This window comes from Streptomyces sp. NPDC007917 (genome assembly GCF_042959105.1).
Lineage (GTDB): Bacteria > Actinomycetota > Actinomycetes > Streptomycetales > Streptomycetaceae > Streptomyces.
In genome coordinates this window covers 184,801-204,825 of the sequence record NZ_JBIBKK010000014.1, presented here as the reverse complement: position 1 = coordinate 204,825, position 20,025 = coordinate 184,801, and the positions used below count along the sequence as shown (strand labels likewise).

At 67.7% G+C, this 20,025-nt stretch carries 16 protein-coding genes and 5 pseudogenes; 10 read left to right on the top strand and 11 right to left on the bottom strand.

Features of this window, described 5'->3' with window-relative positions; all coding sequences use genetic code 11:
* Positions 1–34: 34 nt before the first annotated feature.
* The 4 genes and pseudogenes from ACFZDL_RS27600 to ACFZDL_RS27585 all read left to right on the top strand — a co-directional run bounded on the left by ACFZDL_RS27600 (position 35) and on the right by ACFZDL_RS27585 (position 2,960).
* A complete protein-coding gene (locus ACFZDL_RS27600; RefSeq protein ID WP_353596947.1) occupies positions 35–397 on the top strand; it encodes a YciI family protein in 363 nt (120 codons plus the stop codon).
* Positions 394–1,656 (top strand): DUF6596 domain-containing protein, encoded by a 1,263-nt coding sequence (locus ACFZDL_RS27595; protein ID WP_353596946.1) that lies wholly within the window; start codon positions 394–396, stop codon positions 1,654–1,656. Before ACFZDL_RS27600 ends, ACFZDL_RS27595 begins: the two co-directional genes overlap by 4 nt.
* Positions 1,657–2,466: 810 nt before the next feature.
* A pseudogene (locus ACFZDL_RS27590) lies at positions 2,467–2,589 on the top strand (IS5/IS1182 family transposase); the annotation flags it as partial.
* 5 nt (positions 2,590–2,594) lie between these two features.
* The gene (locus ACFZDL_RS27585) at positions 2,595–2,960 is read left to right on the top strand and encodes a transposase family protein (RefSeq protein ID WP_353596945.1); all 366 of its coding nucleotides are present in this window, start codon (positions 2,595–2,597) and stop codon (positions 2,958–2,960) included.
* A 47-nt stretch (positions 2,961–3,007) separates the two neighbouring features.
* Here the strand turns inward: ACFZDL_RS27585 and ACFZDL_RS27580 are convergent, their stop codons facing one another.
* The 3 genes from ACFZDL_RS27580 to ACFZDL_RS27570 form a co-directional block, all read right to left on the bottom strand.
* Positions 3,008–3,376 (bottom strand): VOC family protein, encoded by a 369-nt coding sequence (locus ACFZDL_RS27580; RefSeq protein WP_353596944.1) that lies wholly within the window; start codon positions 3,374–3,376, stop codon positions 3,008–3,010.
* A 919-nt stretch (positions 3,377–4,295) separates the two neighbouring features.
* On the bottom strand, positions 4,296–4,775 hold the full coding sequence (locus tag ACFZDL_RS27575; RefSeq protein WP_353596943.1) for a diadenosine tetraphosphate hydrolase: 480 nt from the start codon (positions 4,773–4,775) through the stop codon (positions 4,296–4,298).
* Between the two features lie 201 nt (positions 4,776–4,976).
* Positions 4,977–5,546, bottom strand: a complete 570-nt coding sequence (locus tag ACFZDL_RS27570; protein ID WP_353596942.1) for a TetR/AcrR family transcriptional regulator C-terminal domain-containing protein — start codon at positions 5,544–5,546, stop codon at positions 4,977–4,979.
* Positions 5,547–5,617: 71 nt separating this feature from the next.
* Between ACFZDL_RS27570 and ACFZDL_RS27565 the strand changes: the two genes are divergently transcribed.
* Positions 5,618–6,868, top strand: a complete 1,251-nt coding sequence (locus ACFZDL_RS27565; RefSeq protein WP_353596941.1) for an FAD-dependent monooxygenase — start codon at positions 5,618–5,620, stop codon at positions 6,866–6,868.
* A gap of 271 nt (positions 6,869–7,139) precedes the next feature.
* Here ACFZDL_RS27565 and ACFZDL_RS27560 read toward each other — a convergent pair.
* Both ACFZDL_RS27560 and ACFZDL_RS27555 read right to left on the bottom strand, forming a co-directional pair.
* A pseudogene (locus tag ACFZDL_RS27560) lies at positions 7,140–7,451 on the bottom strand (PIG-L family deacetylase); the annotation flags it as partial.
* 165 nt (positions 7,452–7,616) lie between these two features.
* Positions 7,617–8,204 (bottom strand): TetR family transcriptional regulator, encoded by a 588-nt coding sequence (locus ACFZDL_RS27555; protein ID WP_353596940.1) that lies wholly within the window; start codon positions 8,202–8,204, stop codon positions 7,617–7,619.
* 60 nt (positions 8,205–8,264) lie between these two features.
* On the opposite strand from ACFZDL_RS27555, the gene ACFZDL_RS27550 reads away from it, so the two are divergent.
* On the top strand, positions 8,265–8,858 hold the full coding sequence (locus ACFZDL_RS27550) for a dihydrofolate reductase family protein (RefSeq protein ID WP_353596939.1): 594 nt from the start codon (positions 8,265–8,267) through the stop codon (positions 8,856–8,858).
* On the opposite strand, the pseudogene ACFZDL_RS27545 reads toward ACFZDL_RS27550, so the two are convergent.
* Positions 8,855–9,755: pseudogene (locus ACFZDL_RS27545) on the bottom strand (IS5 family transposase). The gene ACFZDL_RS27550 and the pseudogene ACFZDL_RS27545 overlap by 4 nt on opposite strands.
* A gap of 467 nt (positions 9,756–10,222) precedes the next feature.
* Between ACFZDL_RS27545 and ACFZDL_RS27540 the strand changes: the two are divergent.
* Positions 10,223–13,966: a tetratricopeptide repeat protein gene (locus ACFZDL_RS27540; protein WP_353596938.1), complete on the top strand. Its 3,744-nt coding sequence runs from the start codon at positions 10,223–10,225 to the stop codon at positions 13,964–13,966.
* A gap of 229 nt (positions 13,967–14,195) precedes the next feature.
* Here the strand turns inward: ACFZDL_RS27540 and ACFZDL_RS27535 are convergent, their stop codons facing one another.
* From ACFZDL_RS27535 to ACFZDL_RS27515, 5 genes and pseudogenes are all read right to left on the bottom strand, one after another.
* Complete coding sequence (locus tag ACFZDL_RS27535; protein ID WP_353596937.1) at positions 14,196–14,426, bottom strand: IS3 family transposase; 231 nt, start codon at positions 14,424–14,426, stop codon at positions 14,196–14,198.
* Positions 14,387–14,557 (bottom strand): hypothetical protein, encoded by a 171-nt coding sequence (locus tag ACFZDL_RS27530; protein WP_353596952.1) that lies wholly within the window; start codon positions 14,555–14,557, stop codon positions 14,387–14,389. Before ACFZDL_RS27530 ends, ACFZDL_RS27535 begins: the two co-directional genes overlap by 40 nt.
* The gene (locus ACFZDL_RS27525) at positions 14,554–14,742 is read right to left on the bottom strand and encodes a hypothetical protein (RefSeq protein ID WP_353596936.1); all 189 of its coding nucleotides are present in this window, start codon (positions 14,740–14,742) and stop codon (positions 14,554–14,556) included. The genes ACFZDL_RS27530 and ACFZDL_RS27525 overlap by 4 nt, the downstream gene beginning before the upstream one ends.
* A gap of 1,413 nt (positions 14,743–16,155) precedes the next feature.
* Complete coding sequence (locus ACFZDL_RS27520) at positions 16,156–16,869, bottom strand: restriction endonuclease (protein WP_353596935.1); 714 nt, start codon at positions 16,867–16,869, stop codon at positions 16,156–16,158.
* A 43-nt stretch (positions 16,870–16,912) separates the two neighbouring features.
* Positions 16,913–17,233 (bottom strand): annotated as a pseudogene (locus ACFZDL_RS27515) (restriction endonuclease); the annotation flags it as partial.
* 135 nt (positions 17,234–17,368) lie between these two features.
* Between ACFZDL_RS27515 and ACFZDL_RS27510 the strand changes: the two are divergent.
* The 3 genes and pseudogenes from ACFZDL_RS27510 to ACFZDL_RS27500 all read left to right on the top strand — a co-directional run.
* On the top strand, positions 17,369–18,331 hold the full coding sequence (locus ACFZDL_RS27510) for a DUF4158 domain-containing protein (RefSeq protein ID WP_353596934.1): 963 nt from the start codon (positions 17,369–17,371) through the stop codon (positions 18,329–18,331).
* 457 nt (positions 18,332–18,788) lie between these two features.
* Positions 18,789–19,259: a hypothetical protein gene (locus ACFZDL_RS27505; RefSeq protein ID WP_353596933.1), complete on the top strand. Its 471-nt coding sequence runs from the start codon at positions 18,789–18,791 to the stop codon at positions 19,257–19,259.
* A gap of 21 nt (positions 19,260–19,280) precedes the next feature.
* Positions 19,281–19,682 (top strand): annotated as a pseudogene (locus ACFZDL_RS27500) (transposase); the annotation flags it as partial.
* Between the last annotated feature and the right edge of the window lie 343 nt (positions 19,683–20,025).

Sequence of the window (20,025 nt, the reverse complement as noted above, 5' to 3'; positions counted from 1 at the left end):
CAACGGGGCGTGCGAAATGGGGAGGACACCCGAGATGAAGTACGTCGCGATGATCTACGGCAACCAGGCCAAGTGGGACTCCTTCCCGGCCGAGGCGTGGCCGGAGGCGATCGCCAAGCAGGAGGCGTTCAACAGGAAGTACCGCGAGAGCGGTGAACTCCTCGGCGCCTACGGCCTGGCGGACGCGGCCAACGCTCAGCTCGTGCGCCGCCAGGCCGGTGTCCCGGCGGTCACCGACGGCCCGTACCTGGAGACCAAGGAGTACATCGCCAGCTTCTACCTGCTGGACTGCGACAGTCTGGAGCGGGCGCAGGCGATCGCCGCGGACATGCCGTTCGCCGACGTGGAGCCGGTCGAGCTGTGGCCGGTCCTGCACGAGTCCGCGGCGGACGTGTGACCGACGATCGCCACGCCGCCGAGGACCTGCTGCGCGAGCTGGCGCCGCAGGTCCTCGGCGCGCTCGTACGCCGCTACGGCGTCTTCGACGCGTGCGAGGACGCGGTCCAGGAAGCCCTGCTGGCCGCCGCCCTGCAGTGGCCCGAGGCCGGCGTCCCGGACAATCCCCGGGGCTGGCTGGTCACCGTTGCCTCCCGCAAGCTGGTCGACCAAATCCGCAGCGACAGCGCCCGCCGGCGCCGCGAGGACAGCCTCGCCCTGGCTACCCCCCAGGCCGAACTGCTCGGCCACGCCGCCGACACCGTGCCCGACGCGGACCGGGACGACTCGCTGGCCCTGCTGTTCCTGTGCTGCCACCCCGCGCTGTCGCCGGCCAGCCGGATCGCGCTGACCCTGCGCGCGGTCGGCGGCCTGACCACCGCGCAGATCGCAGCCGCCTTCCTGGTACCTGAGGCGACCATGGCCCAGCGCGTCAGCCGCGCCAAACAGACCGTCAAGGCGTCCGGCACCCCCCTGGCCGTGCCTGAGAGTGCTGATCTCACCGAGCGGCTGGCCGAGGTGCGACACGTGCTCTACCTGATCTTCAACGAGGGATACACCACCACCGGCGGTACCGACGACACCGGCCTGACCGCGCCGGAACTGTCCGCCGAAGCGATCCGGCTCACCCGGATGCTGCACCGCCTGGTCCCCGACGACACCGAGACCGCGGGCCTCCTCGCGCTGATGCTGCTCACCGACGCGCGCCGCCCCGCCCGCACCGGCCCCTCCGGCGAGGTAGTGCCGCTGGCGGAACAGAACCGCACCCGGTGGGACCGCCGTGCCATCGCCGAGGGAGTCGACCTGATCAGCTGGACCCTGCCGCGCGGCCGGATCGGCCCGTACCAACTGCAGGCCGCCATCGCGGCCGTGCACGACGAGGCCGAGGACACCGACGCCACCGACTGGCCACAGATCCTCGCGCTGTACGAGATCCTGGAACGGTTCGGGCCGAACCCGATGGTCTCCCTCAACCGCGCGGTCGCCGTCGCCATGGTCCACGGCCCGGCCGCGGGACTCGACCTGGTCAGGGCACTGGAGGCCGACAACCGCATGGCCCGCCACCACCGGCTGCTCGCCACCCGTGCCCACCTCCTTGAACTCCTCGGCGAACACGAGGCTGCGGCGGCCTCCTACCGCGAAGCCGCCCGCCGCACCACCAGCACCCCCGAACGCCGCCACCTCCGCGCCCGCGCCCACCGCCTGGAGTCCCGCCTGTGACGCCCCGTGACGACGCAGGGGTGGACACGGGCGGACCCCGCTGTGCGACCACGGCGGCCCGGTCCCCGCCGGCACTGGTCCTCCGGACACTCTCGCGTGCGTGGCGGCCCACCTTGCCCAACACGCACGCGCCGAAGCCTTCGCACATCACTTGCGGACGTGCCAGTGCGGCGAACGCGCCTGCCTGTGGCATCCCCGGCACCGCGGCTGCAGCGGCCCCATGGTCCTGCTCCTTTGCCGCGCCCGCAGCGGGGGCCGGTGGCGGCTGGCCGGCACCGGCCGCACCTGCGCGGCTGCCACCGAGCATGCGGCCGTTGTCACCAGCCCTCTTCGCCGCTCCCCCGCCGCAGCCCGCCCTCCGCGGCAGCTCTCGCCCACGGACCCTGCCGCTGCCACAACCCACCAAGAGCCCAGCACGCCCATCACCTCCAAGAGTTCTCTGTGCGAGCAAGACCCTGAGGAACTCCTGCGCTGGTCCGATCCCTGAGCCTACGGTTGGGGGGGCAATGAAGCTCCGCCATCTTGAAGTGGCTGGTCAGCGGGGTGGTGTGACCCCGTTTCGGGGTGCTCGTGCTGGTCGTGGGCGGCAGTCTGGGGTGTAGACCGTCTGCAGGACGGTTCTGCAGATTCTCGACCGTCGCCGACGAGGCCGCTCCTGCACTCCGGCGCATGATGGATTCCGAGGTGTTGAAGCGGATCGCCGCGCGGCGTGCGGAGCCGGCGCGATGAGCTGCTCGGGCTGCTTGCCGCGAAGGCCCTGCGGCTGGACCGCGCCTTGAAGAAGGCCGCCAGGCGAGGTGGGAGGTCGTCCTGATCGACCGCACCCGCATCCCCGCCCAGCGCCGCACCGGCCGCGCAAACCACCCGAACTACTCCGGCAGGCATCGCCGCCACGGCCTGCACGTGATTGCCCTGACCGACGAGCGGGGCCACCTGGTGTGGATATCGGCTGCCCGGCCCGGCCGCACCCACGACATCCCGCCTGCCGCGACCACATCCTGGCCCACCTGCCTGCTGCCGGCCTCGGCGCCCTGGCCGGCCTGGGCCTCCTCGCCCTGGCCGACGGCGGGGACGATCCCGCGGTCGTCACCGGCTTCAAGGCCACCCGCGCCCGCAAGCTCACACCCGCCGAGAAGGAGGCCAACCAAGTGCTCGCCGCTGGACGCGCCCCCGTCGAACGCGGCTTCGCCCACCTGAAGAACTGGCGGATCCTCACCAAATGCCGCACCGGCCCTGCCCGCGCCACCCACCTGCTTCGCACCCTGCTCGTCCTGGCGAACATCGAGGCCACTACCGGCAAATAATCTCTACCGCAGGCAGCTCACGACCAGCACAAGCACCCGGAACAGCGTCACTGAGCCGGGATCGGCTGGGTGAGGTTCACCGGGTTGCCGTCGGGGTCCTGGATGTGGGCCACGCGCTGTCCCCACGGCATGTCGTTGGGGCCGCCGCGGACCGAGCCGCCCAGCGCCGTTACCCGGCCGAGCGTCTCATCGACGTCGTCGACACCGATGCTGAGCAAGATCCGCGACGCCTCCCGGTCCCCCGGGGTCGCCTTGGCCACCAGCCCGAGGTCGGTGTCGCCGATACGCAAACCGAGGTAGAAGACCGGGCCTTCCTCCGGCACCCGGAAGATCTCCTCGGCGCCGAACAATTTCGTATAGAAGCCGAGCAGGACGTCGTGGTCGGCAGTCAAGATCACTGGCTGGATGGTGGACATAGCACTCCTGTCGAGAACGGTCGTGTCGCTGGGTAGACCGTTCGAGGACGGTGAACTCATCGGTAAAACCGCCCTGCCAGACGATCCACACCACACTGCCGCCCACGACCAGCACGAGCACCCCGAAACGGAGTCACACCACCCCGCTGACCAGCAACTTCAAGATGGCGGAGCTTCAATGACGGACCGGCGCTCGGTAGGCCCACGAGGCGGCCACCGCGGCCCACGCTGCCTCTTCCCTTCACCTCCCCCGGTGGTCGCGCGCACTGCGGGGTGCCGACCAGGCGCCCGGGCTTGCGCCGGCCGGCGACGCGGGTCTCGTCGAGGGCAATCCGAGCGGTGACCGGACAAGCGTCGACACGCCCGCCCTCACCAACCGCACACACCGCCGCGCTCGGCATCCGGGGCCACGTCCGACACCGGGCATACCGGATCGGGCCACCCCGGTGACCGGGCACCGACTTCCACACCTTCCCCTTCGGCCCGGTCATGGATGACACCGCCCTGAAACCGGCCAGGACCGAGGGACTGCCCGGATCACCGTTCCGGCAGGGCAGCGCACAGACAACGCCCTTGCCCGGCGGGAACCGGGGCACAACAGCCAGGACACCCACGACGGCGCCTATGCCCTGCCCGACCGGCAGGCCCAGCGGAACACCGCCGCGACCATCGCAGCCGGGGTAACCTCCGCCAAGGACCACACCCCCAAGGCAGTGCCGATTGCCTCAGCGACCGGGAACTGTCCGCACTGCCAGCAGCCGGTCACCATCGTCGCCCTTCTGGCGACCTCGGAAGCCGCCCGCCTCTCCGTCCCCACGGCCATCCCCGACATCGTTCCGCTGCGAAGGACGCCATGACCGTCTGCTGACCGTCACCGCTCACCGGGCCCGCCGACCTGACGGTCGACGGGCCCACACCGTCAGCCCATCGAACGCAACTCGTCCAGTTCGCTGCCGATCGCATCCCGCAGCACGTCATGCTGCGAGCCGAGCCTGAACCGCTCGTCACTCCACCTGTCACGCGGATACAGCCACACCGGCTTGCCCACCAGCTCGGCCGGCTCCCACTCGAACCGCGGCCAGACATGGGCATGCAAGACCGGGTCCGTGTTGCCCAGAATCTCCAAGTTGACCCGGCGAAAACCGGGGTCCAGCCGCTGGCAGGCCCGTTCAACCGCTTCCCCGAGCTGGTCCATGTCGGACAGAAACGACAGCCGCTTGGCCCTCGGCAGGTCAGACAGCCGTTGAACACCCGGCTCGTCCGCGAGGAGAACTGAGTACCCGGGCAGGAACTGAACGTCCCCGATCACCGCGAAACCAGACTCAAGTCGCCTCAGCACAGTCGGATTCTCGCCCCGCAGAGCAGCCCCGATCCGGTCCGTCCGCCACTCACCGGTCATGACCCGAGCCTACCCGCAGGAGATCAAGACCTGCTCTTCGCTCCCTGCCCTCCCCACTCACTTCAAGCTCCAACCAAGTGAGGCACGGAGCAAGCCCGGTCGTTTTTGAAAACGGCCACCCTCTACTCGGGGGTGGCCCCACACCTGCTCAGTGGATCTCCCCACCCATCTGGCGCCCGACCCGCGGAACCAGTCGACTCCCTATACCCCGACACGGTGCGCCAGGCCATTCAGGATGAGGGCGAGGCCTGCCTCGAATGCCGACTCGTGATCGATCACCGGCACGTCGGCCGGTAGATCCGCGCTGTCACCGGAGTCGGTTTCTGCCTGCTCTTCCAGGACGCTGCCGACTGTGAAGCGGCTTGCGGCCAGCATCGCCATCTGCGCATCCCGCTCAGGGACGCCGGAGGCCACGAGGAAGTCCATCTTGCGGCGGATCCTATCGAGGTCGCCGGTGGGGGTGCTGCCGGCGTGGAGCCGTGCGCCGTCCCGGCGCATCAGCAGGGTGCGCCTGAAGCTGCGTGTGTTGTCCGCGAACCAGTCGCGCCAGTCGTCGTCGGGCGTCGGCAGGGGCGCGGTCGTATGGGGTGTCATCGCCGCCTCTGCCATGGCAGCGAGGAGGTCCTTCTTGGTGCGGAAGTACCAGTAGAGCGACGGCTGCTCGACGTTCAGTCGCCTCGCCAGCCTTCTCGTGCTGACGGCGTCCAGCCCGACCTCGTCGAGCAGGTCGAGTGCCTCAGCGATGACGGCCTCGCGGTTTATCTTGGTCACGTTGACAATCTATCGCTGATAGATGACCCTGGGAAAGGAATCTTTCACTGATAGATTTGGGAGGGATGGGCATGGCGAGAGGATCGGACAAGCAGCCTCTGAGGGTCCTCGTCGCCGGTGGTGGGATCGCGGGGCAGGCCCTGGCCCTCTGGCTCACCCGGGGCGGCCACCAGGTGACCGTTGTCGAACGCGCTCCGGCGCTGCGGGCCGCCGGAGGCCAGGTCGATCTGCGAGGTCAGGGCATCGAGGCCGTCAAGCGAATGGGGCTTCTCGACGCCGTCCGCGGCAAGCTTGTGGACGAGGCGGGCGTCGCCTTCATCGACGCACGCGGCAAGCCCAAGGCGACGATCATGGCCAACACCTCGGGGAAGGGCCGGCAGACCCTCACGTCCGAGTACGAGATCATGCGCGGGGACTTGGTACGCATCCTGCATGACGCCGCCAAGGGCGACACCGAGTACGTCTTCGGCGTGTGCGTGGACGGCTTCGAGCAGGACGTCCACAAGGTCGTCGGGCACTTCTCCGACGGGTCCTCCGGCGAATTCGACCTCCTGGTCGGCGCGGACGGGCAGGGGTCGCGCATCCGGCGAGCGATTCTCCCGGAGGATCTCGACCCGTACTGGCGGGTGGGCATCCACATGGCCTACTGGTTCATTCCGCGCATCGCGTCCGACAGCAATATCCGGGACACCTACATGGTCCCGGGCGGCCGTCAGATCATGCGCCGCAGCCACAACCCGACCGAGACCCAGGTGTACTTCGTCATACGGGAAGAATCAGAGGAAGCCTCGGCAATCCACCGGGCGCCCGTCGAGCGCCAGCAGGAGTTCTGGGCGAGCAGGTTCCGCGATGCCGGATGGCAGACCGAGCGCTTCATCGAGGGGATGAAGACCAGCCCGTTCTTCTACTCCCAGGAGGTCGTCCAGGTCCGCACCGACACCTGGTCGAAGGGCCGCGTGGTCCTAGCCGGTGACGCCGCGCACTGCGCCTCCCCCTACAGCGGCATGGGCATCTCCGGCGGCCTGGTCGGCGCCCACGTCCTGGCCGGAGAGATCAACCGGCACCCGGACGACCTGCCGACCGCGCTGGCGAACTACGACCGCGTGCTGCGGCCCTTCGTCAATGAGATCCAGGGCGAAGTCAACCCGCGCCTGCTGCGCCTGGGCCTGCCGATGACCCAGCGTGCGATCGATGTCTTCCAGGCCACCACCGCGCTGGCCTGCTTCCTGCACGTCCCCGACCTCGCCGCGCGCCTTTCGACGCAGGACCGCGGCGGCAACTGGCAGCTCCCCGAGAACCCGGCACTGACCAGCGCCGTCTGAAAACGACCGCGCAGTTCGCACCGACGGCCGCCACGACCACGCCCGACCGGCGAGGCGAATTGCGGCAGGACGAAGGCTCCTGCCCACAAGCTGATCAACGGTCGGTCGGCCAGCCTCCGGCGTTCGCTCATGCCCTCCGCCGCCATCCTCCTCGTCCGCGTGTAAGCGGGGCCCAGCAGGTAGCGCCGCCACAGGCGTCCTTGGCCGGGTGGCACGTCCCGCACATCACGAGCTGGCGGACCCGGCCGACAGCGGTGTGTCGCTCGCCGAAATGTTTTTCAAGAAGCGCCATCACCTCGTCCAGCGGAGTGTCGCAGAGTCGGGGCCGGCCGGGCGCGGAGTCGGGTATACGGGCATCGGCAAAGCCCAGCGTCCGCGGTTTCCCGGCCCCCAGGATGTCCAGGGCGTCGGCGAGTTCACCGGCCCGGGGGCTGGCAGGGGCCCAGGTGGCGGTGACTACGGCGATAGCGGCGCCCGCGGCGGCGTGCTGGGCCAGGATGCCGCAGGCCAGGAGGGACTCGTCGTCCGGGTGGCCGAAGACTCCCAGCAGGGACGGCCGGTACGCAGAAGAGGAGGAGGTCACGGTGGGGCCTTCCTGCCGAACGCGGTAGCGCGACCGGGCCGGCGCCGGACTAGTCTGGGCCGTTTCTTTCGGATCAGCGGAGGGAAGCAAGGGTGGGCACATGCCGAGGCCGGTCCACTCCGCTTCCGCTGCAGCCGAGCGGCGTCATTTCTGGGGCCGCGCCCTCTACTCCGCCGCCACGATGCGCTCCACTGCGGCCGTCACCAGTTGTTCACGCTCTTCCTCCGTGAAGACGTCCGGCAGGGTGAGCTGCTCGACGATCAGCCAGTTCAGCGTCAGCATGAGCAGCTTGACGGCCGTGGCGTCGCCCGGGAGGCCGGAAGCCTCGTGGTAGGCGACGTTGGCGTCGACGTCTCCTCGGACTCGCTCAGTGAGGACCTTGCGTAGTTCGGGGCGGCGGGTGGCCTCAAGGCGGAGTTCCAGCAGCGCGAGGTAACCGGTGCGGAAGGAGGCGATGCGGCCGACGAGTTCGCGCATCAGTTCTGCGTAGGTTTCCCGGTCGCGGTCGGCCTCCTGCTGGCGGGCGATCGTGGCCTCGTCCGGCTGGAGTTGCTCGTAAACCCGGGCGCCGGCCTGTGTGAACAGATCGTCGCGGCTGGCGAAGTAGTTGGACGCCGTGCCGGCGGGAACGGCCGCCTCTGCGTCCACGGCCCGGAAAGTCAGCCCGCGCGCGCCTTCCCGGGCCAGCACCTCGATCGCCGCGTCGACGAGGGCCGCGCGTCGCTGGTCATTCCGTCTCACCGTTGACACCACTCCAGATGTAGTACTACGTTCAGATCACTTCAATCAGAGTACTACGTGTGGGGGACCATTTTGCGAAAGCTCGTGTACTACATCGGCGCCTCGCTCGACGGCCGCATCGCCGGTCCCGGCGGCGAGTTCGACTTCTTTCCGCAGGGCGACGAGCAGCAGGCCGCCGCCTACTCGACTTGGATGAACGCCCTGTACCCGGAGACCATCCCGACCGCTTATCGCGCGGCCCTCGGCGTCGACGATGCACCCAACCGGCGTTTCGACACCGTCGTCATGGGTCTCGGTACCTACCGCCCAGCCCTCGACAACGGGATCACCAGCCCGTACGCGCACCTGCGCCAGTACGTGGTGTCCAGCACTCTCAAGCCGGACACCGACCCAGCCGTCACCGTCGTGCCGAGCGATCCGCTGGCCCTCGTCCGCGACCTCAAGGGCGAGGCGGGCGCCGCCCTGGACATCTGGCTCTGCGGGGGCGGCCAGCTCGCGGGCACCCTGCTGCCCGAGATTGACGAGCTGCTGATCAAGACGTATCCGGTCGTTGCCGGTACCGGAGTCCCGGTAGTCGACGGCGCCTTCGACCCCACCGTCTTCAACGTCGCCGAGCGCACTGCCTTCTCCAACGGGGTCACTCTCACCCGCCTCACCCGCCGCTAGGCGGTTTCGGTTCTGCGGGCGGACCAGAGGAAGATTCCCGCGATATGGAGTCCAGCCAGATAGATGGTCGCTGTCTTCTCGTAGCGGGTGGCGATGCCGCGCCACTGCTTGAGGCGGTTGATGCACCGCTCGACGGTGTTGCGCTGCTTGTAGGCCACGCGGTCGAACGCCGGTGGCCTGCCGCCTTGGCTGCCGCGCCGCTGCCGGTGGGCCTGCTGGTCCGCCGGGACGGGGATCACCGCGCGGATCCCGCGCTTGTGAAGGTGGGCACGAATCGCGCGTGAGAAGTACGCCTTGCCCGCCAGAACCACGTCTGGCCTGGTGCGGGGCCGTCCGCGTCGGCGCGGAACACGCAGACGTGCCATTACCTGCGCGAATGCTGGTGCGTCGCCGGCCTGTCCGGCGGTGAGGTGAAAGGCCAGGGGCCGGCAGCTGCCATCGGCGGCGAGGTGGATCTTCGTGGTGAATCCGCCGCGGGACCGGCCGATGGCGTGGTCGTCCGGCTCGCCGGCCGAAGCCCCTTTTTGCGGGCCCCGGCGGCGTGCTGGTGCGCGCGCACGATCGTGGAGTCCACCGACACGGCCCAATTGAGGTCCTCGTCCGCGTCGGCCTGGGCGATCAGCGCGGTGAACACCCGCTCCCAGGTGCCGTCGACGGCCCACATCCGCAGCCGGTTGTAGACGCCTCGCCAGTTGCCGTACTTCTCCGGCAGGTGCACCCACTGCGTTCCGGTCTGGAACTTGAAGGCGATCGCGTTGATCACCGGTGATCCCGCCAGCGGCCACCTCGCTTCGGCGTCCGGTCGGGAAGTAACGGCTCGATCTGCGCCCACTGCGCGTCAGTCAGCGGCACGCCCGGACCAACAACCCGATGATCCAAACGAAACGACCGCCGCATTATCGAGCTGTGCAGTTGAGGAGGGCATGGCTCTCGTCGCTCTGGGGCCCCGCCCTGGCGCTCTCCGTGCTCGCCTCTTTCCGGCTGAGCATCTCCGCACTGGCACCGGTTGGTGGCCAGCGCCGCCCCGGGGCGGATTCGATGGGCAGGCGCGGCTTCCACGACCGCCGCGCTGGGCCCCGGTCCTCCCCCCACCTGGATCTCCAACTCCTCACGTAAGGCGGGCCCGCGAATGCAACGGGTGGTGTCCTGCTTCGTCGCGGTCTCCCCGCCGCGCCTAGGACAAGAAATCCCGGCCGGGGCCTCACGCATCCGGCAGTCGGCTCGTAAGGCACGACCTCGAGTAGTCAACGCCCTCGCCGTCGGCTTCCCGCCTCGTCGTCTGGCTGCACTCTGCCAGCTGCATAGGTGAGTCAAATTCGGCAGGATGGTGGGGAGCATCACGTTGCACAGCGAGGGGGCATCTGGTGGCTGGGCGGGGTCGTCTTTCACGGCTGGAGCTGATCGGGGAGAAGCGCCGCGCGGGGTTTGTGGGGCGTCACGGGGAGATAGCCGCGTTCCGGAGCAATCTGGTGGCTGATCCGGAGAGTGGACCTGAGCTGCTGTTTCACGTCTCTGGCCCGTCCGGGGTCGGCAAGTCGACGCTGGTGCGGCAGTGGGCGGCTCTCGCGCGGAAGGCGGGGGCAGTCACCGCATGGGTGGATGAGGGGTGCGTCAGCGTCGTTGAGGCGATGGAATCCATCAGCGCACAGCTCACGTCGCAGGGAGCGACACTGAAAGGTTTCGACAAGCAGCTCGGGCTGTACCGGCAGCGGAGGCACGAGGCCGAAGCCGTCATACCCGACGTCTCCGAGCCCAGCTGCGCGAGCGGCAGCCAAGAGGTACCCGTGCCAGTTCCTCCCTCCGCATCGAGCATGTTCGTCTCTCAGATCGGTCTGGTGGGGGCGGGCATGGTGCCGGGGCTCGGGCTGGTCACGGGAGCGATGGATCCCAATCGTGTGGCCGCGTCGATGGACCGGTGGCGAGCAGCGCTCAGCGCCCGTCTACGCAGCCACGACGACGTGCGACTGGTGATGTCGCCAGTGCAGGTGCTCACGCCGGTCTTCCTAGAGGAGTTGGCCGAAGCTGCAGGCCGGCAGGAGTGGGTGGTGCTCTTCTTCGACGCCTACGAGCGCACCGGCCCCGCGCTTGATGTATGGCTTCGGGATCTTGCCCTCAGCGACCAGTACGGGGAACTGCCGACAAACATCATCGTGGTTCTCGCCGGGCAAGGACATCTGGACTCTCGGTGCTGGGGCGAGCATATGAGTCTGATAGCAACCCTGCCGCTGGACGTCTTCACCGAGACTGAAGCTCGTCAATTCCTGACGTCCAGACAGGTCACGGACGAGCGAGTGGTCGAAGTCATCCTCCAGCTTTCCGGCCGTCTGCCGGTCCTGCTGTCCCTGCTGGCCGAGTCCCGGCCTACCAAGGTGGAGGAGATCGGTGATGCCAGCGGCACGGCCGTAGAGCGATTCCTGAAGTGGGAAGCAGACCCTGCTCGGCGGGCTGCCGCACAAGCTTGCGCTTTGCCACAGGAGTTGAACGAGGACATCTACCGTGCTGCTGTCGAACCGGAAGCCGTCGACCTGTTCGATTGGCTGCGGGGCTTGTCCTTTGTCACCGACCGCAGTGGCCGCTGCCATTACCACCAGGTTGTCCGCACCACCATGCTCCGCCTTCAACGCACCAGATCCCCCGCCCGCTGGCACCAACAGCACACCCACCTGGCCGACACCTTCCGAACCTGGCGTCACGAGCTTCAGAACGGCGCCCCCGTCCAAGACGTCAAGCAGTGGTGGGAGGACCGTCGCTGGCGCGAGCACAAGTTGCAAGAGACTTACCACCGCTTGTGCGCCACGCCTGAGCAAGCCCTGGCTGATGCACTTCGTGAACTCCTGGATGCCTATAACTATGGCACCGCCGCCCTCCGCCGCTGGGCACAGATGCTCACTCAAGCGGGTCACGACACCAGCACCAGCACTCTCACCCACTGGGGGCAACAGATCCTCACTGCGCTGGAGGACACTTCCGGCCCCGGGATCGCCGCTTTGACGCTCCTACTTCATCAGGACACCCTCGACGTCCCTGGCCGAGCTCTGGCCTTCACCCTGCGTGGCCGGGACCGTCGCAACGCGGGACACTATGAACAAGCCGTCAGCGACTACGAGGAAGCCTTCGCTTTGGTGCCTGGTTTCGCACGTGCCTACTTCGGCCGTGGTGAGACCTACCGGATTATGGGGCGCCACGACGACGCTCTCACGGACCTCAACCATGCAATCGGCCTCGATCCTGCTGACGCTGTCGCGATCGCCAGCCGCGGTCAGACCTACCGCGCCATGGGCCGCTTTGACGACGCCCTCACCGACCTGAACCACGCCATCCAACTCAACCCAAACCTCGACTGGGCCATAGCTGATCGTGGCGAAACATACCTGCTGATGGGCCGGTACGAGGAGGCCCTCAGCGACTTCACCCGCGCCATCGAACTCGACCCCAACTACAGCTGGGCCATCGCCAGCCGCAGCGAGACATACCGGCACATGGAACGCTATGAGGACGCCCTCACCGACCTGAACCACGCCATCCAACTCAACCCAAACCTCGAATGGGTCATCGCTGATCGTGGGCACACATACCGGCTCATGGGCCGGTACGAGGACGCCCTCACCGACCTGAACCGCGCCATCGAACTCGACCCCAACTACAGCTGGGCCATCGCCAACCGCGGCCAAACCAGCCAGCTCATGGGCCGGTACGAGGAAGCCCTCACCGACTTCACCCGGGCCATCGGCCTCAACCCCAACTACGACTTCGCCATCACCAGCCGCGGCGAGACATACCTGCTGATGGGCCGGTACGAGGAGGCCCTCAGCGACTTCACCCGCGCCATCGAACTCGACCCCAACTACAGCTGGGCCATCGCCAACCGCGGCCAAACCTACCGACTCATGGGCCGGTACGAGGACGCCCTCACCGACCTGAACCGCGCCATCGAACTCGACCCCAACTACAGCTGGGCCATCGCCAGCCGCGGCGAAACTCACCGGCTCATGGGACACTTCGAAGAAGCCCTCACCGACTTCACCCGCGCCATCGGCCTCAACCCCAACTACGACTTCGCCATCGTCAGCCGCGGCCAGACCTACCGGCACATGGAACGCTTCGAAGAAGCCCTCACCGACTTCACCCGCGCCATCCAACTCACGCCAGACACGGACTGGGTCATCGCCGAGCGCGGCGAAACCTACCGTCGCATGGGACGCTACGAAGACGCCCTCACCGACTTCAACCACGCCATCGAACTCGACCCCAACTACAGCTGGGCCATCGCCAACCGCGGCCAAACCTACCGACTCATGGGACACTACGAAGACGCCCTCACCGACCTGAACCGCGCCATCGAACTCGACCCCAACTACAGCTGGGCCATCGCCGACCGCGGCGAAACTCACCGGCTCATGGGACACTTCGAAGAAGCCCTCACCGACTTCACCCGCGCCATCGGCCTCAACCCCAACTACGACTTCGCCATCGTCAGCCGCGGCCAGACCTACCGGCACATGGAACGCTTCGAAGAAGCCCTCACCGACTTCACCCGCGCCATCCAACTCAAGCCAGACACGGACTGGGTCATCGCCGAGCGCGGCGAAACCTACCGTCGCATGGGACGCTACGAAGACGCCCTCACCGACTTCAACCACGCCATCGAGCGCGGCTTCGACCCACTCTTCCTTGTGGGGCGCGGCCAGATCTACCGCGCTATGGGCCAGTATTGCAACGCGCTCACGGACCTCAACCGTGCCATCTACCTCGATCCGGATGAGGGCTGGGCGCAGTATGAGAAGGCGTTGGTGCTGCATGCTTTGGGTGAGCCTGGTCAGGAAGAATGGCTGGCACGGGCCGCTGAGGTTTTCAGACGTGTGTCAGAGGAAGCCGGTCAGGAGGCTGCCTGGGGAAAGGCCAATCTGTTAGTTGTCATGTGTGCGCTGTCGCGTTGGGAACAAGCGGTCCAATGCCTGGACGATTTCCTAACTGGGGAGCCATCGACTGACTTGCTGGTCGAGGCAGTGAGGGATCTGGAGGAATTGGCGGATGCTATGCCCGCCCTCGCGGAGCGGCTATTGCCCTTCCGTGAGCGGATCGACGAGGCACGGCAGCAGGCCGGTTGACCGGACCGTGGCTCCCGTTCAGCTGGCCGAGGTTGACCACGCCTCAAGCTCAGGGCACGCTGGTGATCCTGTCCTGGGCTGTGTGAGTACCAGGGCGCTGCACTCGTCGACCTGGCACCCGCAGCCTCGGCCTTCTTCCGGAGAAAGACTTTCCAGTGGGTCCTGTCGGTCGACCTGGCCGAGCAGCAGGCTTGGGCTCAGAGCGTTGCGGCCTGCCCCGACACTCCGGTCACCGTTCCGGGGCCGGCCCTGCTCGCTTGTCGGGCCGGGTCAGCGAGCGGTGTCTTCGGCGCGTCACACTGGCGATCCCGCGCTCGCGCATGAGCCGCTCCAGCCGCTTGCGGTTGACTGCCCGTCCCAGCCGCCGCAGCTCAGCGGACACTCGTGGGACACCGGAGGCTCTTTTGGAGGCCAGGTGGATCACGGTGATCTCGTGAACGAGCGCGTCGTCGGCACGCATCCGGGTCTACCGGGCTGTTCCGCCTCCGACCAGGCGTAGAACGAGGAACGGGCCACGTCCAGGATACGGCACAGCAGAGCCACCGGATACGCGGCCTTCTCTGCGGCGATGAACCGGTAGACCTCGCTCACGGGTCGCTGTCCTGGGCGAAGAAGGCCGCCGCTTTCAGGATCTCGATCGTCTTCTGCTGCTCGATGTTCTGCCTGCGCAGCAGCTTGTGTTCCTCACCTTCCACGCTGGTCAGCTCGCCCGTGTTGTCCTCGCCGCAGTCGATCCGGTCGCGTTTGACCCAGCCGCGCAGGCTCTCCGAGCTCACCCCCCAGATCCCTCACGACCTCCCTGATCGCCTTGCCGGGGGAACGGGCGAGAGTGATCGCGTCCCGCTTGTACTCCTCCGAATACCGCTTGGAATATTGGCTGCCCACCTGACACTACTTTCGCTGGAACCTCATGTGCCGGTCTCCAGTCACACGGAGAAGCTTCACCGCACGTGTCCACCACCACGCCGACATGGACGCCCTCGCCCGTCTGTGCGGGCACTCCCACCACCAGACCGCAGAGTTGCTCGGCCGGCTGGCGCCCCTCATTGTGACCGCCTGGTGCCACCAACGGGACACCGACGACGTCCTGTGGCAGCTCCCCCACGAGTGCCCTTCAATCCGCTCTGCACTACGCCCCGAGCAGCAGCATGTGCGCCAGCCTTGAAGCTCAGCTCGAGCAATAGACATCGCTCAAGAGAAACAACACACTTCACTCATCCGTACTATCCAGTGTGCTGGCTGTTTCACAGCAGTGACCGCCGACCTACCTTCAGGCACCAGCCTGAGAACACACGCACGTGGCGCTCTATGCCTGCGCCAAAGACCTGGCACACCCAGCCAGGGAACAGAGAAAGGTCAACCTCATGTCGGATAGCACAACGGCCACCACCGAGCTGACAACGCAGAAACAGGGTGAACCGCGCTCCGCGTCGGAAGTCGCCACCGCCCTTGGCCAGGCCCATCCCGAGCGCGGCATCAAGACCACCGTCGTGCGCACCACCCTCGAAGGGCTCGTCGCCAAGAACCAGGCCCAGCGCAGCAAGCAGGGCGCATCCGTCTTCTACAACGCCCCCACACGGCTGCACCGGCCCAGGGCGAGGCGCAGTCCGAGCAGGCCGAGTAAGACCGCTGGAGAGCAGGCTGCCGCGGCGGCGGCAGCCGGCCCGGCGCACGTACCTACGGCAAGCGTCGGGGCCAGGGCGACCTGTCTCCTGCGTCCGAGACCGGCGAGGAGGAGGGAGAACCTGGGCGAGCGGGCTGACCGCGAACCAGATGATGACCTTCCGTCCAACGCCGAACTGGCGCGCGATCTTCGGGGCGAACAGCGCGCGCCGACCAGGCTCCCGACACCGCCGACACCGGTGACCACGCCGGAGGCGGTCGGGTTGGCCCCAAGGCCGGTGAGCAGGTTTGTTTGCTTCCGCGGTGGCCGACGACCTGGTCCGTGTCGCGTTGCAGGGGCGCATCGTGTTGCTATCCCTGTCTGGGCGTTGAAGAAGCACACATAGGCGCATTGTTGGCGGCCGAGCTTCGGACCACGCTGAATGGGCATCGAGTTGTTCCCGCGAAGGGGCCCGCCCTACACACGGCGTGAGGCGGTCCACGGACCGGGCGGTGTATGCCATACAAAGAAGCGGTGTGTGCACCGCTATCGCGGGTGCGGCTGCCGGATGGCAGTCGAACTGGCCTCACGGTGTCATGCTCTGAATGCCGAGGACGTCGTAGAGGTGCTGACCATGGGCCCATTTCTTCAGTTCCGGGCGGCCCATGAGGATGAGCTGGTGGTGCTGGGCGAAGTCGACTGCCGGCTGGGTGAAGCTGTTGAGCGCGATCATGATGGGCAGGTCGGCTCCGTGGTGCAGCCGGGCTGTCCCGTTGAACTTCTGCACGTGCCCTGATCCGACTGGGTTCTGGTACTGCTTGCACTGCAGGATCAGGAGACGGTCTTCGTCATCACGGGCGGTGACGTCCACGCCGAGGTCCCCAGCGCCGCTGACCCGCCGCGGACTCCGGAATCCGTCACGCGCCAGAAGATCGGCACACGCCTGCTCGAAGCCTGTCGCGCTCATCGCGGACAGCTGTTTCATCTTGAACGTCAGCACGTCCGGGTCGACTGAATTGTCGTTTGTATCGGCGAACGTGTCGTCCGGGCCGACGTAGATACCGGCGTCAAGCAGGAATGACAGGAGCTTGCCGAGCAGGAAGAGCACGAGCAGTCCGCTGACGGCGATGAGGCTGGTCCACCACGGGTGGTCGGCTATCAGGCCCCACAGGTCAACGGTGATCCACCGGGTCACGTCCTCGGTGAGCCATTCCCACAGCATCCTGCCCGCGGCCAGCGTGAGGACCGCGTAAAGCAGGAACTTCAGCGTCGGGTCGAGCGACCCGTCTTCGTCGAACACCACACCTCCAGACGTAATGGATGATGATCCAGAACCCTGCTGCTCAGGCAGCGCGCTTGAACCAGCTCGGGCGCAAGCGCGCGAATACTCCGAGAAGTTCATGCAGCGCGGCGCCATTCTCGGCCCAGCGCTGCAGTTTCTCCCGGTCGACCCAGTGCACGCCGTGCCGGTCACCCCACGCCATGGCGTTGCGGGTGAAGGCCCCGTTGGTGACGACGACAGCGTGATCGGCTTTATGGGCCGGTCCAGCCGTCCCCTTAACCTCGTACATCACCGATGACCCCACCTTCCCGCCGACACGGGTGTGCTTGGCCTGCACAACGATCCGCCCGCGCTGCGGGTGATCACCGATGACGTCGGCGGCTAGGGGGTAGCGCCGAGGTAAGCCCAAAAGCCGCCAGTTCTCGATCTTGGGGTCCTGTGAGGTCGCCGCCGTCACCCATTCGGCCGAAGGTCGTTGGTGCTGATACCGACTGATCTCGGGCCTGGGGCGGGACTTGTGACCTCGATCGAGCGGACCGCGTACCCGCGGTTCAAGCGGCTGATCACCGCGCATGAGCTGCATCTCTTCTTCGCGCCGACGCGGGCGGAGGCAGCGTGGGCCGCTGAGCGGATGGACTCCGACGGCCATCAGCTCGCGCTGTTGCTGGCGCTGAAGTCGTACCAGCGGATGGGCCGGTTCCCGAAGCCGGATGAGTATCCGGCGATGGTGGTCGACTTCGTCCGCCGCACGGTCGAGCTGCCGGAGGACACGCTCCCGCTGTACGAGACGGGCCGCACCGCCGAGCGGCAGCGTGCGGAGGTGCGGCTGCGGGTGGGGCCGAAGTACCGGCAGGCCCAGGCCCGGCAGATCGCTGAGGCGGCGATCCGCAAGGAGGCCGCGTCGAAGAACCGCCCCGCCGACCTGATCAATATCGCGCTGGAGAAGGTGGTGGCGGCCGGGCTGGAACTGCCGGCGTTCTCCACCTTCGACACGATGGCCTCCACGATCCGCACCGAGGTGAACACCTCGATCTGCTGCGGCATCCACGACCGGATGAGCCTTGCGGAGCAGGCGGGGATGCTGCGGCTGCTGGACGAGCGCGACAGCGACGGCACCACGCAGTTCAACCGGCTGAAGCAGACGGCCCAGGGTCCGAGCTGGTCGCACTTCAAGCGCCTGTTCACGCACCTGGAATGGCTGGACGAGCTCGGCGACACCGCGGTGTGGGTGGACGGCGTCGCCGCGCCGAAGGTCACCGACTTCGCCGGGGAAGCGGATGCGGCGGACGCCTCCGAACTGCGGGACTACGCGGCCGTCAAGCGGATCGCGCTGCTGGCCTGCCTCGCCCACAAGGCCCGGATGTGGGTACGGGACGACCTGGCGACCATGTTCTGCAAGCGCATCGCCATGAAGATCAAGAAGGCCAAGGAGGAGCTGGAGGAGATCCGGCTCGCCGAGCGGGAGATCGTCGAGCCCTGATCGGGAACTACCGCACCGTGCTCAAGAACCTCGACGACGGCGGCCCAGCCCAGGAAGCGCTGACGAAGGCCGCCGCGATGACCGCCGACGCCGTGAAGGCCCTGGACGGGCTGGACGAGGCGGCGCCGGTGGAGGAGGTCGCCCGGCGCCTGGGCGGGGAGGTCTCCCCGGCCGTGCTCGCCCTGGCGAGGGCCCAGTTGGTGCAGGCCGGCGGCCTGGGGGCGGTCACCAAGGCAGTGGAGGGCTTCGGCGGGTTCGCGGGGCAGTACGAGCAGATCGAGAAGGTCTCCGCGCATCACGGCAACTTCTGGGAGGTGCTGCTGTACGGGCAGCTCGGCCGGGACCGGTCGGTGATGTTCGACCTGGCGGAGAAGCTGGAGTTCACCACCACGTCCGAGGACGGGCGGGTGCTGGCCGCGCTCGCCCACGCGATGCGCCACGAGAGCGCCCGCGGCGAGTGCTCGACAAGACCCGGCCGAGCCGGTTCGTGCGCAAGCACTTCGAGGCGATGGTCTTCACCCACCTCGCCGAGGAACTGCGCACCGGGGACGTCGCGGTGGTCGGCTCGGAGGAGTACGCCGACTGGTCCGAGCAGCTGCTCGCGTGGGAGGACATCCAGGAACAGCTGGCCGACTACCTGGTGGAGGTCGGGCTGTGCGAGGAGGGCGAGGCCGTTTCCTTCAACGCGGTGTCCTTCCGCCGGCAGCTGGAGGACAAGCCGCGCGGCGCCGCTGCGGCGGCCGATGCCGGGTACCCGGACAACGAGGGCCTGGTCATCGACCCGGAGACCGGCATCCCGTCGCTGAAGCCGCACCGTTCCGAAGGGCAGCGGCCCTCGGCGAAGCGGCTGGAGCAGGAGGTCAAGGCCCGGATGCCGGAGCGCACGCTGATGGGGATCGTGGCACGTACCGCGTACTGGGTGGAGTAGTGGCGCCGCTTCGGGCCGCCCTCGGGCAACGACCCGAAGACGGTGATCACCGAGTCGGGGCCGATGGAGATCGAGGTGCCACGGGACAGGGCCGGGTCCTTCGAGCCGCAGCTGGTCAAGAAGCGCCGGCGGCGGCTGGGCGGAGTGGACGAGATGGTGCTGTCGCTGTCGGCAAAAGGGCTCACGCATGGGGAGATCTCCGCGCATCTGGCCGAGGTGTACGGCGCGGAGATCTCCAAGTCCACGATCTCCACGATCACCGACAGCGTGATGGCCGGCATGACCAAATGGCAGAACTGTCCGCTGGACGCGGTTTACCCGGTCGACTTCATCGACTGTGTGAACGTGAAGGTCAGGGACGGACAGGTCGCCAACCGGCCTGTCTACATGCCGGTGGCGGTCACCGTCGAGGGGCACCGGGACCGACCCACGCGCCGGATGCGGGACCTCGGTCTCGTAGCCGAGCACGTGCCCGATGCTGGCGCGGTGCAGCTCGGCGGCGTGGCCCTCCGCCGACCCCACGGCAACGTCAAGCGGCTCCGGGACGGCGATCGGAAAGACGGCACCAGAAGGGCCGCGTACCTGCGCGGCGGGCACCAGACGGCACAGCCATGCGCACCCGGCCGCGTTCTGCGGGCCGACATCATCGACGCGGCCCGGCTGCTGCGGCCAGCCAAGTGGCGGGCCATGCCCGCCGGCTTCCCGCCGTGGAGCAGCAGGCCACAACCAAGAACAATAGGTAGGTGCATAGCGGCGCTACAGATCC

Bases quoted from the DNA above. Each gene is read 5' to 3' on its own strand.
- ACFZDL_RS27600 (WP_353596947.1), top strand. From the start codon at position 35: ATGAAGTACGTCGCGATGATCTACGGCAACCAGGCCAAGTGGGACTCC.
- ACFZDL_RS27580 (WP_353596944.1), bottom strand. From the start codon at position 3,376: ATGTCCACCATCCAGCCAGTGATCTTGACTGCCGACCACGACGTCCTG.
- ACFZDL_RS27575 (WP_353596943.1), bottom strand. From the start codon at position 4,775: ATGACCGGTGAGTGGCGGACGGACCGGATCGGGGCTGCTCTGCGGGGC.
- ACFZDL_RS27565 (WP_353596941.1), top strand. From the start codon at position 5,618: ATGGCGAGAGGATCGGACAAGCAGCCTCTGAGGGTCCTCGTCGCCGGT.
- ACFZDL_RS27535 (WP_353596937.1), bottom strand. From the start codon at position 14,426: ATGCGTGCCGACGACGCGCTCGTTCACGAGATCACCGTGATCCACCTG.